General features: G+C 37.6%; 21 protein-coding genes. 5 read left to right on the top strand and 16 right to left on the bottom strand.

The features are described 5' to 3' along the window. Positions 1-102 precede the first annotated feature (102 nt). The gene (locus ACNR9Q_RS08015; RefSeq protein ID WP_419214257.1) at positions 103-792 is read left to right on the top strand and encodes an NUDIX hydrolase; all 690 of its coding nucleotides are present in this window, start codon (positions 103-105) and stop codon (positions 790-792) included. Between the two features lie 211 nt (positions 793-1003). Here the strand turns inward: ACNR9Q_RS08015 and ACNR9Q_RS08010 are convergent, their stop codons facing one another. Then, positions 1004-3319: a beta-L-arabinofuranosidase domain-containing protein gene (locus tag ACNR9Q_RS08010; RefSeq protein WP_419214082.1), complete on the bottom strand. Its 2316-nt coding sequence runs from the start codon at positions 3317-3319 to the stop codon at positions 1004-1006. Between the two features lie 545 nt (positions 3320-3864). Between ACNR9Q_RS08010 and ACNR9Q_RS08005 the strand changes: the two genes are divergently transcribed. After that, positions 3865-4902, top strand: coding sequence for a LacI family DNA-binding transcriptional regulator (locus tag ACNR9Q_RS08005; RefSeq protein WP_419214081.1), 1038 nt, complete (start codon positions 3865-3867; stop codon positions 4900-4902). Positions 4903-4912: 10 nt separating this feature from the next. Here ACNR9Q_RS08005 and ACNR9Q_RS08000 read toward each other — a convergent pair whose 3' ends face one another. The 10 genes from ACNR9Q_RS08000 to kduI are packed head-to-tail and all read right to left on the bottom strand — an operon-like array spanning position 4913 to position 15539. Next, a complete protein-coding gene (locus ACNR9Q_RS08000) occupies positions 4913-6526 on the bottom strand; it encodes a UxaA family hydrolase (RefSeq protein WP_419214080.1) in 1614 nt (537 codons plus the stop codon). 7 nt (positions 6527-6533) lie between these two features. Beyond that, the gene (locus tag ACNR9Q_RS07995; protein WP_419214079.1) at positions 6534-7982 is read right to left on the bottom strand and encodes a tagaturonate reductase; all 1449 of its coding nucleotides are present in this window, start codon (positions 7980-7982) and stop codon (positions 6534-6536) included. 23 nt (positions 7983-8005) lie between these two features. Next, entirely contained in the window at positions 8006-9301 is a 1296-nt protein-coding gene (locus ACNR9Q_RS07990; protein ID WP_419214256.1) for a TRAP transporter large permease, read from the bottom strand. After that, entirely contained in the window at positions 9301-9759 is a 459-nt protein-coding gene (locus ACNR9Q_RS07985) for a TRAP transporter small permease (RefSeq protein WP_419214078.1), read from the bottom strand. Before ACNR9Q_RS07985 ends, ACNR9Q_RS07990 begins: the two co-directional genes overlap by 1 nt. A 6-nt stretch (positions 9760-9765) precedes the next feature. Then, positions 9766-10743, bottom strand: a complete 978-nt coding sequence (locus ACNR9Q_RS07980) for a TRAP transporter substrate-binding protein (protein ID WP_419214077.1) — start codon at positions 10741-10743, stop codon at positions 9766-9768. A gap of 4 nt (positions 10744-10747) precedes the next feature. Then, the gene (locus ACNR9Q_RS07975; RefSeq protein ID WP_419214076.1) at positions 10748-11419 is read right to left on the bottom strand and encodes a bifunctional 4-hydroxy-2-oxoglutarate aldolase/2-dehydro-3-deoxy-phosphogluconate aldolase; all 672 of its coding nucleotides are present in this window, start codon (positions 11417-11419) and stop codon (positions 10748-10750) included. A gap of 28 nt (positions 11420-11447) precedes the next feature. Then, on the bottom strand, positions 11448-12470 hold the full coding sequence (locus ACNR9Q_RS07970; protein ID WP_419214075.1) for a PfkB family carbohydrate kinase: 1023 nt from the start codon (positions 12468-12470) through the stop codon (positions 11448-11450). A gap of 24 nt (positions 12471-12494) precedes the next feature. Beyond that, positions 12495-13913 carry a glucuronate isomerase gene (gene uxaC / locus ACNR9Q_RS07965; protein ID WP_419214074.1) on the bottom strand — a complete coding sequence of 473 codons (1419 nt, stop codon included), beginning with the start codon at positions 13911-13913 and terminating at the stop codon, positions 12495-12497. Beyond that, positions 13913-14698: a gluconate 5-dehydrogenase gene (locus tag ACNR9Q_RS07960; protein WP_419214073.1), complete on the bottom strand. Its 786-nt coding sequence runs from the start codon at positions 14696-14698 to the stop codon at positions 13913-13915. The genes uxaC and ACNR9Q_RS07960 overlap by 1 nt, the downstream gene beginning before the upstream one ends. Before the next feature lie 4 nt (positions 14699-14702). Then, on the bottom strand, positions 14703-15539 hold the full coding sequence (gene kduI, locus ACNR9Q_RS07955; protein WP_419214072.1) for a 5-dehydro-4-deoxy-D-glucuronate isomerase: 837 nt from the start codon (positions 15537-15539) through the stop codon (positions 14703-14705). Positions 15540-15854: 315 nt separating this feature from the next. Between kduI and ACNR9Q_RS07950 the strand changes: the two genes are divergently transcribed. Beyond that, positions 15855-16076 (top strand): hypothetical protein, encoded by a 222-nt coding sequence (locus ACNR9Q_RS07950; protein ID WP_058104301.1) that lies wholly within the window; start codon positions 15855-15857, stop codon positions 16074-16076. A 402-nt stretch (positions 16077-16478) separates the two neighbouring features. Here ACNR9Q_RS07950 and ACNR9Q_RS07945 read toward each other — a convergent pair whose 3' ends face one another. The 5 genes from ACNR9Q_RS07945 to ACNR9Q_RS07925 are packed head-to-tail and all read right to left on the bottom strand — an operon-like array spanning position 16479 to position 20084. Further along, the gene (locus ACNR9Q_RS07945; RefSeq protein WP_419214071.1) at positions 16479-16754 is read right to left on the bottom strand and encodes an ATP-dependent Clp protease adaptor ClpS; all 276 of its coding nucleotides are present in this window, start codon (positions 16752-16754) and stop codon (positions 16479-16481) included. A 20-nt stretch (positions 16755-16774) separates the two neighbouring features. Further along, positions 16775-17611 carry a 50S ribosomal protein L11 methyltransferase gene (gene prmA, locus ACNR9Q_RS07940; protein WP_419214070.1) on the bottom strand — a complete coding sequence of 279 codons (837 nt, stop codon included), beginning with the start codon at positions 17609-17611 and terminating at the stop codon, positions 16775-16777. Between the two features lie 25 nt (positions 17612-17636). Beyond that, the gene (gene tpiA, locus ACNR9Q_RS07935; protein ID WP_419214069.1) at positions 17637-18386 is read right to left on the bottom strand and encodes a triose-phosphate isomerase; all 750 of its coding nucleotides are present in this window, start codon (positions 18384-18386) and stop codon (positions 17637-17639) included. Positions 18387-18428: 42 nt separating this feature from the next. Further along, complete coding sequence (locus ACNR9Q_RS07930) at positions 18429-19526, bottom strand: BT_3928 family protein (protein ID WP_419214068.1); 1098 nt, start codon at positions 19524-19526, stop codon at positions 18429-18431. 9 nt (positions 19527-19535) lie between these two features. Continuing rightward, entirely contained in the window at positions 19536-20084 is a 549-nt protein-coding gene (locus ACNR9Q_RS07925) for a DUF1599 domain-containing protein (protein WP_419214067.1), read from the bottom strand. Between the two features lie 103 nt (positions 20085-20187). On the opposite strand from ACNR9Q_RS07925, the gene folP reads away from it, so the two are divergent. Both folP and ACNR9Q_RS07915 read left to right on the top strand, forming a co-directional pair. Beyond that, positions 20188-21012 carry a dihydropteroate synthase gene (folP, locus tag ACNR9Q_RS07920; protein ID WP_419214066.1) on the top strand — a complete coding sequence of 275 codons (825 nt, stop codon included), beginning with the start codon at positions 20188-20190 and terminating at the stop codon, positions 21010-21012. A 55-nt stretch (positions 21013-21067) separates the two neighbouring features. Continuing rightward, on the top strand, positions 21068-21853 hold the full coding sequence (locus ACNR9Q_RS07915; protein WP_419214065.1) for a diadenylate cyclase: 786 nt from the start codon (positions 21068-21070) through the stop codon (positions 21851-21853). Positions 21854-21861 lie beyond the last annotated feature (8 nt).

Below are 21861 nucleotides of genomic sequence, written 5' to 3'. Positions count from 1 at the left end.
AAAAAGTGTAGGCAAGACACTTAAATATAAATTTTTACATAAATATGAAAAAATCGATCAAAATAAGTAGCTTGTGTGCTTCCTATATTAGTTTATAATATGATGCTTGGTACTTATAGTAAAGAAGATAAAATATTACTTGCAGTAGATTGTATAATTTTTGGCTTTGATAAAGAAGAACTTAAAATATTACTTGTACAACGAGACTTTGAGCCTGAGAAAGGAAAATGGTCCCTTATTGGTGGATTTCTTAAAAAGGAAGAGAACCTTGACGAAGCTGCAATTCGCGTATTACACCATCTTACAGGTTTAAATGACATCTATATGGAACAACTCTACACCTTTAGCAAAGTAGATCGTGATCCTGCCGACAGAACATTATCTGTAGCTTATTATGCACTTATCGATATTGCAACACACAACATCAATCTTGTAAAACCGGAATCCTCTAAGTGGTTTACGCTAAAGGATGCACCAAAATTGATATTTGACCATAATCGAATGGTAGAAAGGAGTTTGGCACGTTTACGAAGAAGGGCTTTGAGCAAACCTATAGGCTTTGAATTACTGCCCAAAAAGTTTACTATGCGTCAATTACAAAAACTATATGAAGCCATTCTAGATCATAAACTTGACAAACGAAATTTCATTAATAAATTCAATTCACTAGATATCTTGATTAAAACGGATGAAAAGGATATGAGCTCTTCAAAAAAAGGGGCCTTTCTTTTTCAGTTTGATGAAGAAAAATACAACAGTAAAGTGGAGGATGGATTTAATTTCAAACTTTAAACTTTCTCACTAAAATTTGTCCTAGCCGCAAAATTGGAATGCATTAATTAATATTTACTGACAACCCTATTCATAATTTCTACTCCCATTAAATCGGTTAATTTAAGCTTACTCAAAACTCTTTAAATAATCCACCATGGGGTATAGAATTAAGAAAATTAAAAAAATAGTATGTTATTTTTTATGTATTAGGTTTTTGAATTTAAATTCATCAATCTTCCAAAATTCTTAATTCATAAAATCGCGGAGACGGTTTTTCATTGGCAGACGTGATTCTGACGTTCATAACCTCGACATCGTTTAATTTTATTCTAATGGTTTTGTTTTCAGCCGAAATTATTTCTGCTGGTTTATCATTAATAGAAATTTTTATAGCATCTAATTCTATTCCATCCAACGCTGAAATATCTAAAAATTCACCTGCCAGGTTTCTATTTAAAAGTTGATAAGACATATAGCCACGGGTGCTTCTCCAAAACTTGTCCTCATCATACCCAGAGTTACTTTTTTCTCCTTTATATAAATGTCCGACTTCTGGTTGTTGCTCGCCGCAACTTACCTTATCGATTGTTTTCGCTTCAAGGGCTGCTGCGGCTATTTCTTGCTGTTTAAGTAGCGCTTGCTTTTCTTTGTAGTCATTATTGCTGTAGGTTTGAAAATACATTTGGTACCGTGCATCATGCACTTCAAAAAAGGGTTGAAGCTCTAAAGAATCTAAACTAAAATGAAGTTTTCCAATGTCTTTTGCTTTAGTAAGATAGTTTTTCTTATCACCGACCAACGCATAGGCTTCATTTAAGGGAAGGTATCTACCATGGGCAACATGCCCCATTCGGTTATCATCAGCAAATAGACCTTCTAAATCTTCTGTAGAAGTTTTTGCAGCTAATACGATCGGGCCTTCCACGAAAGCGACCCAATTAGAACCATCGGGTAAATTCTCTAAATGTGTTGAGGTTTTAAAACGAACAGTAATTTTATCTTCAGATTTCCATTTTCTATTTATGGCTATATAACTTGATGGCTTTTCTTGTGTTTTTTGAAGGTTTCCATTCACTAAGATTTCAAAATCTTCAGCCCATTCTGGTTGACGGATATGAAGTGTGAATTTTTGTTCCTTTTTAAGATTTAAAACTAATTCGGAATTATTTTCATACGGAAACTTCGTGTTTTGGGTTAACGCGATGCCTTTTTCTTCCCAATTTAAAGTAGATGGAATAAAAAGATTTACAAACACATCGTTTTCGTCATGACTATAAATCAGTTCGCCATATTTCGTATGGTTTTCTAAACCAGAACCAACACAGCACCACATACTGGTGGCAGGTTGCGAATATACTCTATAATGGTTTGGGCGAATGGGGGTAAAATAGACAAAACCACCTTTTTCAGGGTGCTGACTTGACAAAATATGATTGTAAAGGGTACGTTCATAAAAATCCAAATAACTCAAATTACTATTATTTAGGAACAAGGATTTGCTTAACCGAACCATATTGTAGGAGTTACAAGTTTCCGGACCTTGATTGGATTTTATCATGCTGCTAAAATCTTCAACAGGATTAAAATGTTCTGCCACGCTATTGCCTCCAAAGGCAACGCTTCTGGTTTGTGCAACATCTCTCCAAAAAAACTTCACAGCTTCAGATAGTTCTTCGTTATTGGTTAATTCCGCTACTTTTTCGTAACCAATAACTTTTGGTATTTGGGTGTTGGCATGCAACCCAGTTAACTTATCTTCTTTATGCAGTAAAGGTTCCAAGAAATTTTTATGAATTAATTTTTTAGCCGTTTCCAAGTATTTTTCATCTTTTGTAATACTATATAAATCGGCAAAAGATTCGGTAATACCACCGTGTTCCGTTTTTAAAATATTTTGAATTTGCTCCTCAGAAAGTGGTTCAATTAAATCGATAAACCAATCACCTAATTTAATGACAATAGTTTTGGCTTTTTCACTACCCGTGTAATGGTACGCATCAATTAAACCCGCAAACAATTTATGAATATTATAAAGAGGCACCCATGTGTTATTTAAACCAAAACCACTGCCATCTATATCACCTTCATGAATACGTTCCCAGAAAACTTTCCCCTGAGGAATACCACCAACATAACCATTGGCATTTTTGATTTGACAACGTTCCAATTCAGAAAGCATATAATCTAAACGTGTTTTAAGTTCTTCGTTATCTGTTGAAGCATAAAGCATGGCTAAGGCCGATAAATAATGTCCGGCAATATGTCCATCTAACCCGATGCTTTCCCAGTTACCGTAGCGGTCTTCTTTTGTGGGAAATCCCGCATCAATTAAATAAGGAGCTAAAAGTCGGTCTGGTTCTAAATCAAGAATATATTTCATATCAACCTCTTGAGCATTTTTAAAAGGTCCATCCGTAAGTCTTACATCTTGCAACCTAAAAGAGTGCATTTGAGCAAAACCAGCGTAAGCAACAAATAAAAAAAATAAAAAGCTTAAATTTTTAGCTTGCTGTAAAATGAATGATTTGAACTGTTGAAAAGGCATTTACTACTTTTTTAATTTAACGTTTATCGTTTTTTTAGTCTAAATAATTCTATGTTCATGCTATTTGGACAGGTGTCTTGTGAAGAACAGCTTATTTCATTTTAATGCTAAATATCAGAGGACTATTCATTACTTTTCACTATCAAATGATATCTGTAAACCCGTCTCTTCTTACCGCACTATTCATGATGTTTTATACCAGTTCTAACAATTAACAGCAAACAAATGTAACAAATACACTTAATAAAAATACATTGATTTTCTTTGAAACCCGCAACTTTTCAATTTTAATATTTAATCGGAAGAAGCTTCATAAAATGAAAATAGAATCTCTTACACTATTTATCCATAAATAATTATGATATCATTTTACAATTAATTTCGCCTTATTTAGCTAAAAATATTTGTAATTTACTTTCTTTTGAAGATTGACGTTTGCCATTTTAATTATTTCATCACATAACATTCGATAGGAGTAATCGATAGCTTCGAATGAACTTAATTTTTCACTATTTCTGTTTTAGTTTACCCTATTATTCTTATCAATGAGTAAGAAAACAACAATCTACGATATAGCCAGTGCTTTAAATATAACGGCTGCAACTGTATCAAGAGCATTGAATGACAACCCAAGAATCAGCAAAAATACCCGTGAGCTTGTTGCTTCTACTGCGGCAAAAATGAATTACGAACAAAATCGATTGGCATTGGCTCTAAAAAGTGGCAAAAGCAACAATGTTGGTGTCGTAGTTCCTTACATCAACAATAATTTTTTCTCCTCTATTATTAGAGGCATAGAGGACGAACTCTATCCTAAAGGGTATCATGTGATTATATCACAGACCTATGAAGATGTTGACCGAGAAATTATGGTCATTCAAAATTTACTCAATGCTCAAGTAGACGGAATTTTGATTTCTACATCACTTGTTGATGCTCAAAAAGATAATTTTTTACCCATTCTTAAAAAAAATGCACCATTTATTTTTTTCGATAGAAAATTGAATATTTCGAACATAAGTTCTGTAACCATAGACGATTATCAAGGTGGTTTTGATGCCACTCAACATCTAATTAATCAAGGTTGTAAAAAAATTGCACATTTGAAAGTGAACAATGGTCAAGAACTTTATACAAATCGTTCACAGGGTTATATTGATGCACTGACCAAAAACAGCATTGATTTTGACCCAAACTATATTATCCCCATAAAAAATAATATTCAAGCTGGTAAGGAAGCAGCCGAACGCTTGATGAATATGGAGAACAGACCTGATTCCATATTTTCCTCTACCGACAATGGCTTATTAGGTGCCATAAAATATTTACAGGAAAAAGGAATCAGAATACCAGAAGATTTCTGTGTTGTAGGGTTCAGTAACGAACCTTTTACACAATTCATGGAACCCTCTATCAGTTCAATTGATCAGTCACCGGTTGAGATGGGCAGAATGACCGCACAAGTTTTCTTGGAACAGATGGATAGTGAAGAAAAGATGAAAATTCAAAAAATCGTTGTACTTCCCGCAAAACTTATCATCAGAAAATCTTCTTCTAAACTAGAAGCGCCCGAGCATACATAATCGATACTTTCTATAAGGAGACACCTCTTTTCCAAGGAATAAAATCATCTTGGCCCAATAGATCAGCTTTTGCTTCTATTTCACCACTTGCCACTTTGATGACATGCTCCAAAATTTGCTCTCCCATTTCTTCGATTCCCTTTTCACCTCTTATGATCGCTCCAGTATCTATATCAATAATGTCGGGCATCCGCTCTGCTAGAATAGTATTTGAAGATACTTTTAGAACCGGTGCAATCGGGTTTCCTGTAGGGGTTCCCAATCCTGTGGTAAAGACAACAATATTTGCTCCTGAACCCACCATCCCTGTAGTGCTTTCCACATCGTTCCCAGGAGTACAAAGTAAGTTAAGTCCAGGTTTAGTGACATATTCGCCATAATCCAAAATAGCAGTAATAGGAGAAGTTCCTCCCTTTTTAGCTGCACCGGCAGATTTCATGGCATCTGTAATTAAGCCATCTTTTATATTTCCCGGTGACGGATTCATATCAAATCCTGAACCCACAGCTTCGGCCGAAGCTTCGTAAGTCTTCATAAGTTGGATGAATCTTTTTGCATCCTCCTCATTCACACAACGGTTGACCAATTCTTGCTCGACCCCACATAATTCCGGAAATTCAGATAGGATGGGAGAACCGCCAACAGCGGCTAGAATATCGGAAGCATAACCCAACGCAGGATTTGCAGATATTCCCGAGAAACCATCGGAACCACCGCACTCCAATCCCAATTTCAATTTGGATATGGAAGCCGGTTTTCGTTGAATAGCATTTGCTCTTTTGATGCCCTCGAAAGAATCGACAATGATCTTGTTCAACATTTCTTCAACCGTTCCCATTTTTTGCTGTTCGTAAATCAGCACAGGTTTTTCTAAGTCGGGATCCAAAGTGTTCAGCGCTTTTTTTAAGATGTCTATTTGTAGGTTTTGGCACCCTAGGCTCAATACCGTAGCCCCGGCAACATTCGGATTCTTAACATAACCGGCCAGTAACTTTGCCAAGGTTTCAGAATCTTGACGGATACCGCCGCAACCACCCTGGTGGGTGATAAACTTTACTTCTATATTGTCAAACGTACGTCGGCTTTCTACCTGTTCTACCGCTTCTTCAGTAGTTGTACCACTCAGCAAATTGCGTAGAAGATTTTGCTGCTTGTTCGATTTACCGAGGTTAAGTTCCTTTTCAAAAACATCTTTTAACCGTTCAATATTTCTATTCTCACAAAATACCAGCGGGAAAAATAACCATACATTTTTAGTTCCTACCTGACCATCGTGTCTGTGGTAGCCCATAAAGGTACGGTCCTTCCATTTAGAGATATCAGGCGGGGTCCAACCGGTCGTGGTCGTCTTTTCCTTTACCGCATTGCTCTGGTGCTTTACGTTTTCGGTCGTCAACAAGCCTCCTTTCTTAATTTCGGACATCGCCTTACCTACCAGAACGCCGTACATGAATATTTTATCTTCCTTAGCCAAATCTGTCAGGGCTATTTTGTGTTTTGCCTTGGTATTCGATAAAATAATGATTTCTTCACCCTCAAACTGCACCCGGTCGCCCTGCACCAAATCCACTAGTGCAATGGCAACGTTATCTCCTGGCTGTACGGTAATTAATTTTTGCTGCATCTTCTCGCTATTTTATTTGGTTCGAAAATTTTTCAAAGCCTTCTTGAATTCCATGGGCCTCTATACTTTCCAGAGCCATGGTCATCGCTGTGGTAAGTCCATCGACCTGGGTTAAATCTTCTCCCCAGTATTCGGCATTCTTCAGGGCTTTTTCCGCCACTTTCTCCAATTGGTCAGATTTCCAGATTTCGGCAAATTCAGCCATCACCTCGGCATCGTCATTTAAAGGTAAGGATTCCCCTTTCCAGTCCCCTTTATAAAAACGTAGCAAACAGGCAAAAGCAAATACCGTTTTTACGGGCAGCTTGTTCTCCCGTTTTACATATTCCAATAAACTGGGTAATACCCTCACCTTAAATTTTGAAATTGAATTTAAGGCGATACTCGATAATTGATGTTTTATAAACGGATTCCTGAATCGGTCAAAAACCGCATTGGCAAATTCCTCAAGCTCCTCCTTTTCCATATCCAACGTCGGAATAATTTCATCAAAAACCAAGGACCGAATAAACGGACCGGTAAAACTTTCATCTACCGTTTCCTTAACGGTTTCATTATCATATAATATTGAAAATGGTACCATGGCGGTATGTGCACCATTCAAAATACGGACCTTTCTCGTCCTGAACGGTTGCATATCCTTCACTATTTTCACATCCAGATCCGTTTTATGAAATGGTAATTTTTCCTTTAAATCTTCACCCCCTTCAATTACCCACAGAAAAAAAGTTTCTGCACTTACAATCAAATTATCTGAATAATCTAATTGTTTATTATATGCTTCTATTTCATTTTTTGGGTATCCAGGAACGATTCTATCCACGAGCGTATTATGGAAAGAACATGAATTCAACACCCATGTTTTAAATGTATCTGATAAGTTCCACTGTGATATATAATCAAGAATAATTTGCTTTAAGGTATCGGAATTATAGTTGATCAATTCACACGGGATTATAGTCAATCCTTTATCCGCAGTACCACCAAAATGTAAAAATCGCTCATGCAAAAACTTGGTCAATTTTGCGGGAAAAGAATTTGGAGGTGTCATCTCAAAGGTGTCGGAAGCCACATAGGCGATTCCAGCTTCCGTAGTATTTGAAATAATGAATTTCAACTCAGGTTCCTTCGCTAGGTCTAAATACTCCTCAAAATTCGAATACGGATCTATTCCCTTAACAATGTTTGTAATAAGTTCCTTTTTTTCAACCTCTTTTCCGTCTTTAATACCTTTTGTAAATAGAGTATATAATCCATCTTGGTCGTTCAGTATGGAAACCATACCCTTTTCAATAGGTTGAACTACGGCAATACCTGCATTAAAATTAACTTCTTTATTCAGGGCTTGGAATGCATACTCCACAAAAGCGCGTAAAAAATTACCCTCGCCAAATTGAATGACGTTGATTGGTAATTTAGAGGGGGTTTCTGTGTTTTCTCTATTTAATTTATGCATGTTTCTTGAAATTGGTCTTTGAATTATAAATCGAACAAGCTCGGTAACCATAAGCTTAATTGTGGAATGTACGTCACCAAAAACAAAGCGACTATCATTGCCAAAAATAGCGGAAGTAAAGGTTTGAAAACTTTCTCAATAGTTGTTTTCGCTACACCGACCCCTACAAATAAAACCGAGCCTACAGGCGGCGTACAAAGACCGATGCATAAATTTAGCACCATGATGATACCAAAGTGAACAGGATCCAATCCCAACTTGGTGACAACCGGTAAAAATATGGGTGTGAATATGAGTACTGCCGGGGTCATATCCATAAATATTCCAACAAACAATAATAGTAAGTTGATAATTAAAAGGATTACGATTTTATTATCACTCAAACTTAAAAGTCCAGAGCTGATGTCCTGCGGAATATTTTCGTAAGATAACGCCCAGGACATGCACATCGATGATCCGATCAGCAACATTACAATCGCCGTTGTAGCCGATGAATCCAATAATATCTGTGGTAATTTCGGAAAACCGATTTCCTTATAAACAAATCCTAAAATCAGGCTGTACAATACGGCAATAGCAGATGCTTCGGTCGCCGTAAAGATTCCGGTGACAATTCCCCCTATTACTACGACCAACATAAAAAGGCTGGGCAAGGCATCGATGAAGGTTTTGACAACTTCATTTACGCTACTTCGTTTACCAACTTTGTATTTATTCTTTTTGGCCCAAATGGCCGCTACGATCATTAAGAACAATCCCGTCATAATGCCAGGAATATATCCGGCCAAAAACAAAGCGGCGATAGAAGCCCCTCCACTGGCCAGTGAATATACAATCAGTACATTACTTGGTGGAATAATCAATCCGGTAGTGGCCGAGGTTATATTCACCGCTGCGCCAAATTCCCTTGAATAGCCTTCTTTTTCCATTTCAGGTCCTAAAATACTTCCCATGGCAGACGCCGATGCCATAGCTGAACCGGCAATAGCCCCCATCAACATTGCGGCAATCACATTGATCAATGCCAAACCTCCCGGAAGTGAACCCACTAAGGTTTTTGCGAAGGCAATGAGACGATGTGCAATTCCGCCTTTGTTCATGAGCTCCCCTGATAATATAAAGAAGGGAATGGCCAAAAGTGCAAAACTATCAAGCCCGGTCGCCATTCGCTGTGAGACCGTTGTAAACGCCGGCATGGCAGGAATACTGACCAACATGGTCAACAGGGAAGATATGGCGATACTCCAAGCTACCGGTGTTCCTATCGACAACAAACAAATGAAGCTAATTACGAGTACTAAAATGGGAATGTGCTCCATCATGATAATAGCTTTTTTAAGTCGGATAGTTTATAGTAGATGATTAGAAGTCCGCTGACAGGAATAATCACATAAACTACAGCCAACGGTAATTGTAATGCAGGGGATTGTTGCCCTAACATATAGGAGAGATATACCAAGCGGGAACCTCCAATCACGAAAGCAAATAATGCAAAAAGGATGACCAAGAGTGTAACAATAGTCTTAAGTAGTTTTTGTGTTTTTTTATTGGACTTTGTTGGCAATATATCAATGGCCACATGTAAATTTCGCCCTGAGACATAAGCAGCTCCTAAAACACCGATCCAAATCATTAAATATCTGGCCAATTCATCGGTAAAAGAGCTTGGGTTACCTGTCACGTACCTTGTAAATACTTGCCACAGAACGTTGATGACCATAATGGACATGATCAGCACCAAGGTCTTGCCTAAAAAGGCATCAATTTTAGATCGCATAACGGTTCAGTTGTTTTTCTGTATTTCTTTGATGAGTGGATATATTTCGGCATCGTCCTTATAACTTTCGAAAATAGGTTCCACTTTTTTAGCAAACAAAGTTTTATCTGGTCTGAAAATTTCTACACCTGCTTTTTCTACTTCACGCAGGGCTTCCGCTTCAGCCTCCGCCCAAAGAATACGCTGGTATTTTACCGACTCTTTCACGGCATCGCTCAACCACCTTTGCTCCTGTTCCGTCAGTTTTTCCCATGCATACGTGCCTATCAAAAGCACATCTGGTAAAACGGTATGCTCGTCCAAAGAATAAAATTTGCAGACTTCATAATGTCGGGAGAGATAAAAACTCGGTGGATTATTTTCAGCGCCGTCCACAACACCTTGTTGCAACGAAGTATATAGCTCGCCCCAAGAGATAGGCGTAGGTGAACCTCCCAATGCTTTGACCATATTTACTGCAGTGGCACTTTCCATGACCCTTATTTTTTCACCTTCTAAATCAGAAGGTTCTAAAATAGGCTTGTTCATGGTATAAAAACTACGGCTTCCGGCATCATAATAGCCAAGACCTTTTAACCTATATTTCACTCCTTCGTTCAGCAACATTTCTCCGATAGGGCCATCTAACACATCAAACGAGTGTTGACGATCTCGGAATAAAAATGGAAGTCCAAGGACTTTCATCTTCGGGGCAAAATTTTCTAATACCCCAACCGAAACCTTGGTCATGTCTAAACTTCCTATTTGTAAAAGCTCCAAACATTCCCGCTCCGTACCCAACTGTTGACTAGGGTATATTTCCAACTTGAGCTTTCCACCCGAACGTTTTTCCAAATCCTCGCTCATTTTTAGCATCGCCTTGTGTACGGAGTGACTCACATCTAAACCATGTCCTAATCTTAAAATTTTGCCCTCATTTTCACCAGAACACCCCATGAGTATAATCGTAAAAAACAATAGGATAAAAAGCTTGTTATAGGTCATTGCATTAATTTGTTCTAATCTTTTGGATGAGCGCTAAAGTTGAGGAAACCCTTTTTTCAAGCAATGCGAAGTCTTTATTGGCAAGAATGTCATTGCTGATTAGATTTGAACCCATTCCCACACATGTGACCCCTACATCGAACCAACCTTTAAGATTTTTCTCATCTGTACTTACTCCCCCTGTAGGCATCACACTTGTCCATGGCTGTGGACCTTTTATCGCCTTCACATACTCCGTTCCGTAAGTAGAACCAGGAAAGAGTTTAATGATTTCGCACCCTAACTCCTCTGCCCTATTAATTTCAGTCAAAGAGCCACAACCTGGAGACCATAAAACCTTTCTACGGTTACAGGCGATGGCGATATCTTCACGCAAGGAAGGGGTAACGATAAAATTGGCGCCCATTTGCATGAACAGACTAGCCGCACCAGCATCCGTAATGGAGCCCACGCCCAACATCATGCCCGGAAGTTCCTTAAGGGCAAATTTATTCAGTTCAACGAAAACCTCATACGCGAAATCGCCACGCGCAGTAAATTCTAACAAACGTGATCCACCATCATAGCAAGCTTTAAGAACCTTTTTACCTAGTTCAATATCAGGATGGTAGAATAAAGGAACCATTCCATTATTCTGCATCATTGCTACGACTTCTAGTCTTGAGAATTGAGCCATTGTTCTCTACTTAATTTTTATTGTTTAATTATCTTATTACTTTTCCCGATGAATCACCGGCCATTAGTTTTTCAATTTCATCCAACGTGGCCAAATTATAATCTCCAGAAATGGTATGCTTTAAACAGCATGCAGCTACGGCCATGTTCAGTGCTTTTTGCTGATCTCCCTTTAAATTCATAAGACCATAAATAAGTGCGCCCATGAAGGCATCACCACTTCCTACTCTGTCGACTACGGGAGTAACCTCTCTTATAGGGGCGGTTAACAAGTCTTTTCCGTCATAAAGTACCCCTCCTATTTTTTGATGGGAAGCACTTACTGAATATCGTAACGTCGTGGCAACCTTTTGTAAGTGGGGACATTCTTTAAAAAGCAAATCGTACAATTCAGGTAGTGACTCTTTATTTTGATAATCAGGATTCACTTGTTCCTTTCCTAACATAAAGAAAGCAGTATCCAAATCCCCTAAAATGATATTGCTATAGTTCAAAAGTTCTGGCATTACCTGATCAGGGGTACTCCCATAGTTCCACAGTTTTGAACGATAATTCAAATCGGATGAAATTGTTAAACCCAGGCCATGGGCCACTTTTATCGCTTCTAAACAAACCTGTGCTGCACTTTCAGATACTGCCGGGGTAACCCCGCTCCAATGGAACCAGGTGGCACCTTTAAAGACCTTCTCCCAATCAACCATTCCAGTTTTTATGGTAGAAAGTGAACTATGTGACCGATCGTAAACGACCTTACTCCCACGGGTACCCGCACCAGTCTCCAAAAAATAAATACCCAATCGTTCGCCACCAAGAAGCACATTATCTGAACCTACGTTACATTTACGCATTTCCATTAAGGCACATTGCCCTATATCATTATCCGGTAGTCTCGTAATAAATTCCGTAGCCACACCATAGTTTGCCAAAGAGACGGATACATTGAATTCTCCCCCTGCATAGGTCGATTTAAATGCCCCTGCTTGTGAGAACCGTAAATGTCTTTCAGTGGATAACCTCAATAACATTTCGCCAAATGTAACTACCTTATTCATCTGTTTATTTAATTGAAGCTTGACTTAAAAATTAAAATATTCTTTTGCATTGTTATAACAGATATCTTCAATGATTTTACCCACCAAGTCAAAATCCTGTGGTAATTCTCCTTTTTGCATTTCCTGTCCGAAAAGATTACAGAGTATCCTCCTAAAGTATTCATGTCTGGGATACGAAAGAAAACTTCTAGAATCGGTTAACATTCCTATAAAACAACTTATCAATCCCATGTTAGATAGCGCATTGAGTTGTTTGGTCATTCCGTCCTTTTGGTCTAAAAACCACCAGCCCGATCCAAACTGCATTTTACCCTTTATTTTACCGTCATTATAGTTACCGATCATAGTAGCCAATACTTCGTTGTCGGCAGGGTTTAAATTGTACAAAACCGTTTTAGTTAGTTTATCCTTAGCATCCAGCGCATTTAAAAAACTGGACAATGTGGATGCCTGCGGATAATCACCAATGGAATCCCAACCTGTATCAGGACCTAGAAGCCTGGTCATTCTTGCATTGTTATTCCGTAAAGCCCCTAGGTGAAATTGTTGAACCCAATTTCGACTATGGTACTGTTCACATAAAAACAACAACAGAGACGTTTGAAACTTTTCATCCTCTTCTAAGTTCAGTTGTTTTTTCGCTCTTCTTTTTTGAAAAATCACGTCTATTTCAGCATCTGTAAATGTTCTATAAGGAACGTAACTAAGACCATGGTCGGATAATTTGCATCCGTTTTTATCAAAATAATCTAATCGCAAGGACAACGCATCACATAGAGATTTATAAGAATCAATGTTAACGCCACTTACCTCTGACAATTTGGAAGTATAATCAAGATAAGTTTCGCTTGAAATCAAAATAGCCTTATCGGGCCTAAAAGCAGTGCTTACCTTTACATCAAAATCACTTTTGGCGATTTTCACATGGTTATCCAATGAATCTATTGGATCCTCTGTAGTACAGACCACCTCTACATTCATATTTTTTATTAGACTTTGACAACTAAAACCCGAGGTTTGTAATTTTGCCGTTGCCTCTTCATAAATATCATTTGCCGAATCAGGATTCAACAAAACATCTATATCAAAATAGCGTTTCAGCTCCAAGTGAGTCCAATGATATAATGGATTCCTTAAAGTATAAGGAACTGTTTTCGCCCATTGCTGAAATTTTTCCTTGTCCGAAGCATTGCCAGTAATGAATTTTTCATCAACACCGAAGGTACGCATCGCCCTATATTTATAATGGTCACCATTGATCCAAATTTTCGTAAGGTTCTCAAAGGAACGGTCGTTGGCTATTTCATTGGGAGGAAGATGGCAATGGTAATCAATGATCGGCATCCGTGATGCGAATTCATGGTACAACCGTTGGGAAAACTTGTTTTCCAAAAGAAAGTCCTCGTTAATAAAAGTACTATTGGTTAAAGTGGAAGTCTTCATTAATTTTCGTTTGATGGTTTTCCGATAGTAGCTAATATACCACCATCTACATAAACAATTTGGCCGTTGACAAAATCACTTGCCTTTGAAGCCAAAAATACAGCAGTTCCAGCTAAATCCTTTGGGTCTCCCCATCTTGCTGCCGGAGTTCTATTGATAATGAATTCGTTAAAAGGATGGCCGTCAACGCGAATAGGTTCCGTTTGGGACGTCGCAAAATAACCTGGGCCAATACCGTTTACCTGAACGTTGTGCTTAGCCCATTCTGTAGCTAAATTTCGGGTTAGCATTTTCAATCCGCCTTTAGCAGCTGCGTAGGCCGAAACACTGTTCCTACCCAATTCACTCATCATGGAACAGATATTTATGATTTTACCTCCTCCATTATTTATCATACGGTTACCCACTAATTGGGACATTATAAACGCACCCACCAAGTCCACCTCGATTACACGTCTAAAATCGTCAACCGGCATTGTAGTCGCCAATTCTCTTTTAATGATACCGGCGTTATTGACCAAAATATCAATTTCACCAATTTCCGATACCATTTCAGAAACTTTGACTGCGGCCAGTTCATCATCCGTAATATCAAAAATATAACCTGATGCCGTATATCCTTTGCTTTTATAATGAGACAACGCATTGTCCATTTTAGAAGGTGTGGTTCCCGTAATGACCAATTCCGCCCCTGCATTGGCCAGGCCTTCGGCTATAGCCATTCCTAAACCATGGGTTCCACCGGTAACTAAAGCACGTTTTCCTTTTAAATCAAATAACTTCACTATACTATCTTAATTCATTTGGAGCACAAACATCCATGTCTCCATAATCTAAATTTTCACCTGCCATTCCCCAAATAAAAGAATAATTACAAGTACCTGACCCTGAATGAATGGACCATTCCGGTGACAGAACCGCTTGATTATTCTCCATAAAAATATGGCGCGTATGTTGTGGCTCTCCCATAAAGTGACAAACCGTTTGTCCTTCTTCTACTTCAAAATAGAAGTAGGTTTCCATTCTTCTATTATGTGTATGCGCAGGCATCGTATTCCACACATTCCCTGGCAGTAACTCTGTCAAGCCCATTTGTAACTGACAAGTTTCTACAATACTATTCACTATCAGTTTGTTCAAAACCCTTTTATTCGCATACTTTTCATCTCCCAATTGAATCACCTCAGCCTCGTCTTTACCTACTTTTTTTGTCGGAAAACTTTTATGCGCAGGAGCAGAATTGATATAAAACAAGGGTTGTTGTTCTTCAACGGATTCAAAAACAACATCCTCTGCACCTTTACCTATATATAGCGCCTCTTTTTTAGATAGTTCATAAATAGTCCCATCAACAGATACAGTACCTTTTCCACCCACATTGACTATTCCCAATTCTCTACGGTCTAGGAAATTCTTCGATTTCAAATAGGGAATCGTTTCTAATTTTACGGCTTCATCTACCGGCATTATTCCCCCTACAATATACCTATCGTACATAGAATAGGTTAATTGAACCGTATTTTTCACAAACAATTTTGGGATTAAAAAGTGTCTTCTCAAATCATCTGTCCCATAAGCCCTTGCGTCTTCAGGGTTAGCAGCATATCTAAATTCGTAATTCATCATATTCAACTTATGTAATCGATTACATAAATATAAAGAATCTTAAAGATTCGACAATATATTAATCGCTAAAATACCATAAAGTTCAATATTAAGCTTAATTTTTGAACGTAAAGCAATTTTAAGCATAAATACTATATGGTGTACATCATCTTAAACGGCTCAAATCTTTTATAAATACCCCTTTCTAAATCAATTATGTACCTGTTTAGTTAAATTGTTCATAAATACTATTATCTAATCGCTCTATAAGTAGATACAATTACCAAAGAATTGCGTAATTTGAATATTATGTTAACTTTGAAAAAAAAGCATCACATGGAGTTACTTGAAAAAGCTCAAGAATTTGAAAGTCGAAAAATGAGCAACATGTCCACTAGTGACCGAGTAGAAGCTTCAAGAGAGGCAAAAGCACTTATCTTAAGCATCAATGAGGTTTATAAAGAAACCAAAGATCCTAGTCTAATGGATGTTATGAAACGATTAACCGAGAAAAAGAAAAAGATTGAAAAAAGATTGAACGGAGTGCCATTGGTATAAAGTAACACATTTTATATAAATTTGATTTATTTTTTTTAGATTAATCCAAAAAACCCCTTATCGATAAGGGGTTTTTTGTTTTATGTCACATCTAAATCATAAATCAACTACAATTATCCGTTTAACTAAAGAAAGTTCATTTCAACTAAAAAAAACGTTTACAATTTTTATAAAAAGGAACTTTACAGCTTTAAAACAACAAATTTATGAGCCGTGTTGCAAATGATGTTTTGGAGAAGGTGAAGGATGCGTATAATTTGCTAAATAATTATACACTCCCCTTCTTTGCGCTTTTTTGTTTTACTATGTCTTTCTTAATATTGTTCATTTATGCGCTTTAAGAAGAATCTGTTCGAATTTAAGAAGCAATAAAGTCAAGACCTTTACCCTTCCTTTTTCCATTCAAACAATCTCAGCACTAAGACCGGCTTGTAATAACCTAGAACAACGGGGTTTCAAATCGTTGTATTCACCTGTTTTAACCGTGCATTTGCCTTTATAATGTACAATTAGGGAACATTGCTCCGCTTGCTCAGGGGTATGTTCGCATACGGACATCAATGTGTTTATTACATGGTCAAACGTATTGACCTCATCATTGAAAAGAACGATTTCATTTTGCTGAACCGTTTCTTCGTCTAAAAGTAGTTCTTCGGAAATTTCTTCTTTCGTGCTCATTCCATTACAATTAATACCTTCTAATTTACATATTTTGCGGCAACCCAGTTATTTCGTTCTAAATTTTTTTCGAACTTTAATCCTACTTCAAAACATTTTTCATTGATCATAACCAAATCTTCTGTATAAAAACCACTTAAAAGCAGAATTCCATTTTTGTTCAAAGCTTCAACATACGCCGGAATATCTGCCAATAAAATGTTTCTATTAATATTAGCGATAATCACATCGTATTTTTTACCTTTTAGCAAGGCCACCTCGCCTTCATATACATTAATAAAATCCATATGATTACGCTCCACATTCTCCTTTGCATTCAGGTAACACCAATTATCTATGTCAACAGCATCAATATTGGACGCTCCTCTCATACCACTTAAAATAGCCAGAACACCTGTACCACTTCCCATGTCTAGAACAGATTTATCCTTTACATCCAATTGTAAAATGTGCTGTAACATCATGTGTGTTGTTTCATGATGCCCCGTACCAAAACTCATTTTAGGTTCGATGATAATATCATATTCAACATCGATCGGTTCATGAAAAGGAGCCCTGACCATGCATATTCCATCCACGACAATGGGCTGAAAATTCTGCTCCCAAGTGGCATTCCAATTTTCCTGTTCAATCTCCTTATAGTCGTAATCGATATCAAATTTAGAATTAGAGAGGATTGTTATGTCATTAAGAATATCCGGAGACCAATCCTCTTTCTGGATATAGGCTAAAACTCCATTTTCCTCTTCCACAAAACTCTCAAAACCAGCTGCGCCCAATTCCGCTATAAGAATATCGGAAGCCGGTTCTGGAGGTACTATCGTAAAACGGTATTCTATATATATGGTATTGCTCATTATACTTTTTGGAATTCTAATAGCACTAAATAGCTTTAACGATAGCTATAAAATCATCCGCCACCAAGGATGCGCCACCAATCAAACCACCGTCAACATCGGGCTTCGAAAAGATTTCCTCGGCATTACTTGGTTTAACGCTGCCTCCGTACAGAATGGATACATTGGTAGCTATTGTGCTATCAAATGCTTCTGAAATTGTTTTACGGATAAAAGCATGCATTTCCTGCGCCTGTTCAGGTGAGGCGGTCTCTCCTGTACCTATGGCCCAAACCGGTTCATAGGCCAGAATAATATTCGTCCATGCTGACGGTTCTAAATTGAACAATACATTTTTCAATTGACTCTCTACCACATTGAAATGGTTTCCAGACTTACGGTCATCCAATTCCTCTCCAAAACAAAACATGACCCTCATTCCGTTTTTAAGAGCGGTAATTACTTTTTTGGATAAAATAGCATCACTTTCTCCAAAATAAGCCCTTCTTTCCGAATGGCCGATAATTACCGTATCGATGCCTATATTCAATAACATATCCGCAGATATTTCACCTGTAAAAGCTCCGCTCTCCGCATAATGCATGTTCTGTGCAATAACCTCTATTTTAGAGCTTTCAAGTGTTTGCAAAGCTCTAGTTAAGTTTACAAAAGTCGGCGCTACCATAACCTCGGCATCCGTATCGGGCAATTTTGCCGATAACTCGGTCAACAGTGAGTCCGTTTCAGCCAAGTTCTTATTCATTTTCCAATTTCCTGCTACTATTTTTGATCTCATTTTCTCTTTATTTCTAATTATTCGTAAATAGATTTTAAATATTTATTCAAAGTTCAAGTCTTCTAAATCGTTATAATGTACTTTTTGTTTTATAGTTCCCTTTTCCAAAACCAATACGCCCGGATTAGATCTTACAATAGTCTTCAACGTAGTCTCATCGGTAAAGTAAAAGTCGAAATTCAAATCATACTTTTCCTTTAGCAAGGCTGTTTGGTCTGGACCGGAAGCGGACATTCCGATTACTTTAAATCCATTTTTCAGTGCTTCATCCGCCATCAATTTAATCTTGCTAAAAACTTCTAAATCTGATTTTCGAAGATCATACGCAATTACCATGACCAACATGGGGTCCTGTAGTAAAGATGCTGCAAAATCCTGGCCTTCTTGTTCTATGGTAAAATCATGGACAGGAGGTTCATAGCCCGCCTGAATTTCATTTGTTTCGACATCTATAAATTCACCATCTACAGTGGGATAATCTCCTGTGGTCGTATAAATTTCTTCTTCACCACCCACATTGAATTTCCACTTATATTCAAAAATGGCTTTGGGCGCCCCTTCTGGCACACTCATACCCTCTTCGATATTTTTGCCGATTTCATAAGGCCTAAAATCAATCACAGGGAGATGATTCAAAACATAATACACATACCCGATACAAATCAACAATGAAGCCAGTAAAAAGGCAGTAATTGTATGAGGTTTTAAAAATGGAGTGATGTATTTTCTACCAATATATAAAATGAGTATCAATACCAATAGAACCACGTCTTTAGTAAAAGATTCCCAAGGTGTTAACTTAATGGCATCTCCAAAACAGCCACAATCGGTCACTTTATTAAAATACGCCGAATAAAATGTAAGAAAAGTAAAGAACACTATCATTGCGATTAAAGTCCATACGGTAATCTTGCGCTTATACCCCAGAATAAGCATAACCCCTACCATGACTTCTATAATCACGACCAAAATTGAAATCGCCAGGGCGTAGGGCGTTAAAAATGGTAGATCAAGTACGCCCTGACTAAAATATTCTTCTAATTTAAAGGAAAATCCGACGGGATCGTTCAACTTTATAAAACCACTGATGATAAAGAGAACACCAACGAATATTCTTACGAACCCTACTAAATACTTCATTATCACGTTTTATTTTTTTGTTTCCCCACCCAAATGAATCAAGGCAAAAACAGCATAATTGATCATATCCTGATAGTTAGCATCAATTCCTTCGCTCACCAATGTTTTACCTTTATTATCCTCTATTTGTTTTACTCTTAAAAGTTTTTGTAAAATAAGGTCGGTCAATGAACTAACCCTCATTTCTCTCCATGCCTCACCATAGTCGTGGTTTTTATTCAGCATGAGTTCTTTTGTTATCAGAATATGTTTCTTGTATAGCTCTACCGCTTTATCCATATCTAAATCTGGCTGATCCACAACACCCAATTCCAATTGGATGAGTGCCATAACCGCATAATTAATGATTCCGATAAACTCTGAACGCTCATCTTCGTCCACCTTTCGCACTTCATTTTCCTGAAGACTTCTGATACGTTGTGCCTTTATAAAGATTTGATCCGTAAGGGATGGAAGTCTTAAAATACGCCAAGCACTTCCATAATCCGACATTTTTTTTTCGTAAAGATTCAAGCAAACCTTAATGACCGAATCATATTCCTGTGCCGTTTTTAGCATGTAGTTCTTTCTAATTTGTGTAAATTTCGCTTAAAATTTTGTAACCGTCAAGGCTGATGGTTTAAACTTGAAAAATGGCACTTATTCCCTCTAAAAATTAGAAATGACCTTAAACTGCAACGGTAAACTTATTTCTTTAGAACACCCCAAGGTAATGGGAATCTTGAACCTTACCCCTAATTCTTTTTTTGATGGCGGAAAATATACGAATGAAAAGAGTATTCTTGCCCGAGTTGAAAAAATGCTTTTAGATGGAGCAACATTCATTGATGTTGGCGGCTACAGCACGAGGCCAGGAGCGCAAGAAGTAAATGCGGAAACGGAGTTGAAACGCATTGTACCCATTGTGCAGCTGATTTCAAGAACCTTTCCCGAAACAATTTTATCCATTGACACCTTTAGAAGTATAGTTGCTAAGGAATGTGTTGCAGCCGGAGCCGCAATGATCAATGACATTTCTGCAGGGTTACAGGATCAAAAAATGCTACATACCGTTGCAGAACTGGGTGTTCCTTATATCATGATGCACATGCGAGGCACTCCACAAACGATGCAACATCAAACTGATTATAAAGATTTGGTAAAAGAAATCTTATACTATTTTTCGGAAAGACTTGCTTTTGCTGCATCAAAAGGCATAAGAGATATAATAATAGATCCCGGTTTCGGTTTCGCAAAAACTTTAGAGCAGAACTATCAACTTTTGAAACAACTTGAATTATTTCAAATGATAGACAAGCCCTTATTGGCAGGAATCAGTAGAAAATCTATGATCTATAAATTATTAGACACTACTCCAAATGAAGCTCTTAATGGCACTAGCGCTTTACATATGGTATGTTTGGAGAAAGGGGCCACTATTTTAAGGGTACACGACGTAAAAGAAGCTGTGGAATGTGTGCATCTACATGAACAATTAAATGCCTAAGTTTATACTTATTTCTATTGCGCTATTTTTTTTAATTTTACTAAAACGGTACTGATTGGATTTTTTAAATTTTATTGACTTTAAGATTACAGATATCCTGGATATCATTTTCGTTGCCGTATTGCTCTATTACATCTACAAGCTGGTACGCGGATCAGTAGCTATAAATATTTTCATAGGAATCGTTATCGTTTGGGCTTTTTGGAAATTGACCGAACTGTTGGATATGCAGATGATCAGTAGTATGGTAGGGGCCTTTATGCAAGTAGGGCTTATAGCACTAATCATCGTTTTCCAGCAAGAAATCAGGAAATTCTTATTGATGATCGGATCGACCAACTTTGCAAACAAACGAAACTTCATCAAACACTTTAAATTTTTAAAACAAGAAGGCAAATCGACCGATACCGATGTCGATTCCATCTTAAAGGCATGTGAAAAAATGGCTAGCACAAAAACAGGTGCCATATTGGTCATAGAACGTAGTAACTCATTAGATTTTATAAAATCTACTGGCGACCGGATGAATATTGAAATCAATCAACCCATTCTAGAGAGCATATTTTATAAAAATAGCACACTACATGACGGGGCTGCCGTTATCGTTGGAAATTATATTGTTGCTACAAGGGTCATTCTTCCGGTCTCTAACGAACGTAATATTCCGCTACGTTTTGGGTTACGTCATCGAGCGGCCGTAGGTATCAGTGAAAAAACGGATGCCCTAAGCCTAGTGGTAAGTGAGGAAACCGGTCTCATTTCATATATCAAAAACGGTGAATTCGTTATGTACGATTCTATTACGCAGTTAGGCAATATGCTGAAACAAGATTTGGTTTAATAGAAAAA

Origin of the sequence: Maribacter sp. X9, from assembly GCF_048537565.1 — a bacterium.
In the GTDB taxonomy this organism is placed as follows: Bacteria; Bacteroidota; Bacteroidia; order Flavobacteriales; family Flavobacteriaceae; genus Maribacter.
Note: the sequence above shows the minus strand (reverse complement) of the source record. Positions and strands in the feature narration are given on the sequence as shown.

Excerpts from the sequence above, each read along its gene's own strand:
- ACNR9Q_RS08000 (WP_419214080.1), bottom strand. The coding sequence starts at position 6,526 with ATGCAGCAAAAATTAATTACCGTACAGCCAGGAGATAACGTTGCCATT.
- uxaC (WP_419214074.1), bottom strand. The coding sequence starts at position 13,913 with ATGAAGACTTCCACTTTAACCAATAGTACTTTTATTAACGAGGACTTT.
- ACNR9Q_RS07985 (WP_419214078.1), bottom strand. The coding sequence starts at position 9,759 with ATGCGATCTAAAATTGATGCCTTTTTAGGCAAGACCTTGGTGCTGATC.
- prmA (WP_419214070.1), bottom strand. The coding sequence starts at position 17,611 with ATGAGCAATACCATATATATAGAATACCGTTTTACGATAGTACCTCCA.
- kduI (WP_419214072.1), bottom strand. The coding sequence starts at position 15,539 with ATGATGAATTACGAATTTAGATATGCTGCTAACCCTGAAGACGCAAGG.
- ACNR9Q_RS07995 (WP_419214079.1), bottom strand. The coding sequence starts at position 7,982 with ATGCATAAATTAAATAGAGAAAACACAGAAACCCCCTCTAAATTACCA.
- ACNR9Q_RS07930 (WP_419214068.1), bottom strand. The coding sequence starts at position 19,526 with ATGAAGTATTTAGTAGGGTTCGTAAGAATATTCGTTGGTGTTCTCTTT.
- tpiA (WP_419214069.1), bottom strand. The coding sequence starts at position 18,386 with ATGAGATCAAAAATAGTAGCAGGAAATTGGAAAATGAATAAGAACTTG.
- folP (WP_419214066.1), top strand. The coding sequence starts at position 20,188 with ATGACCTTAAACTGCAACGGTAAACTTATTTCTTTAGAACACCCCAAG.
- ACNR9Q_RS08005 (WP_419214081.1), top strand. The coding sequence starts at position 3,865 with ATGAGTAAGAAAACAACAATCTACGATATAGCCAGTGCTTTAAATATA.
- ACNR9Q_RS07925 (WP_419214067.1), bottom strand. The coding sequence starts at position 20,084 with ATGCTAAAAACGGCACAGGAATATGATTCGGTCATTAAGGTTTGCTTG.
- ACNR9Q_RS07970 (WP_419214075.1), bottom strand. The coding sequence starts at position 12,470 with ATGAATAAGGTAGTTACATTTGGCGAAATGTTATTGAGGTTATCCACT.
- ACNR9Q_RS07975 (WP_419214076.1), bottom strand. The coding sequence starts at position 11,419 with ATGGCTCAATTCTCAAGACTAGAAGTCGTAGCAATGATGCAGAATAAT.
- ACNR9Q_RS07990 (WP_419214256.1), bottom strand. The coding sequence starts at position 9,301 with ATGGAGCACATTCCCATTTTAGTACTCGTAATTAGCTTCATTTGTTTG.
- ACNR9Q_RS07980 (WP_419214077.1), bottom strand. The coding sequence starts at position 10,743 with ATGACCTATAACAAGCTTTTTATCCTATTGTTTTTTACGATTATACTC.
- ACNR9Q_RS08015 (WP_419214257.1), top strand. The coding sequence starts at position 103 with ATGCTTGGTACTTATAGTAAAGAAGATAAAATATTACTTGCAGTAGAT.
- ACNR9Q_RS07945 (WP_419214071.1), bottom strand. The coding sequence starts at position 16,754 with ATGAGCACGAAAGAAGAAATTTCCGAAGAACTACTTTTAGACGAAGAA.
- ACNR9Q_RS07950 (WP_058104301.1), top strand. The coding sequence starts at position 15,855 with ATGGAGTTACTTGAAAAAGCTCAAGAATTTGAAAGTCGAAAAATGAGC.
- ACNR9Q_RS08010 (WP_419214082.1), bottom strand. The coding sequence starts at position 3,319 with ATGCCTTTTCAACAGTTCAAATCATTCATTTTACAGCAAGCTAAAAAT.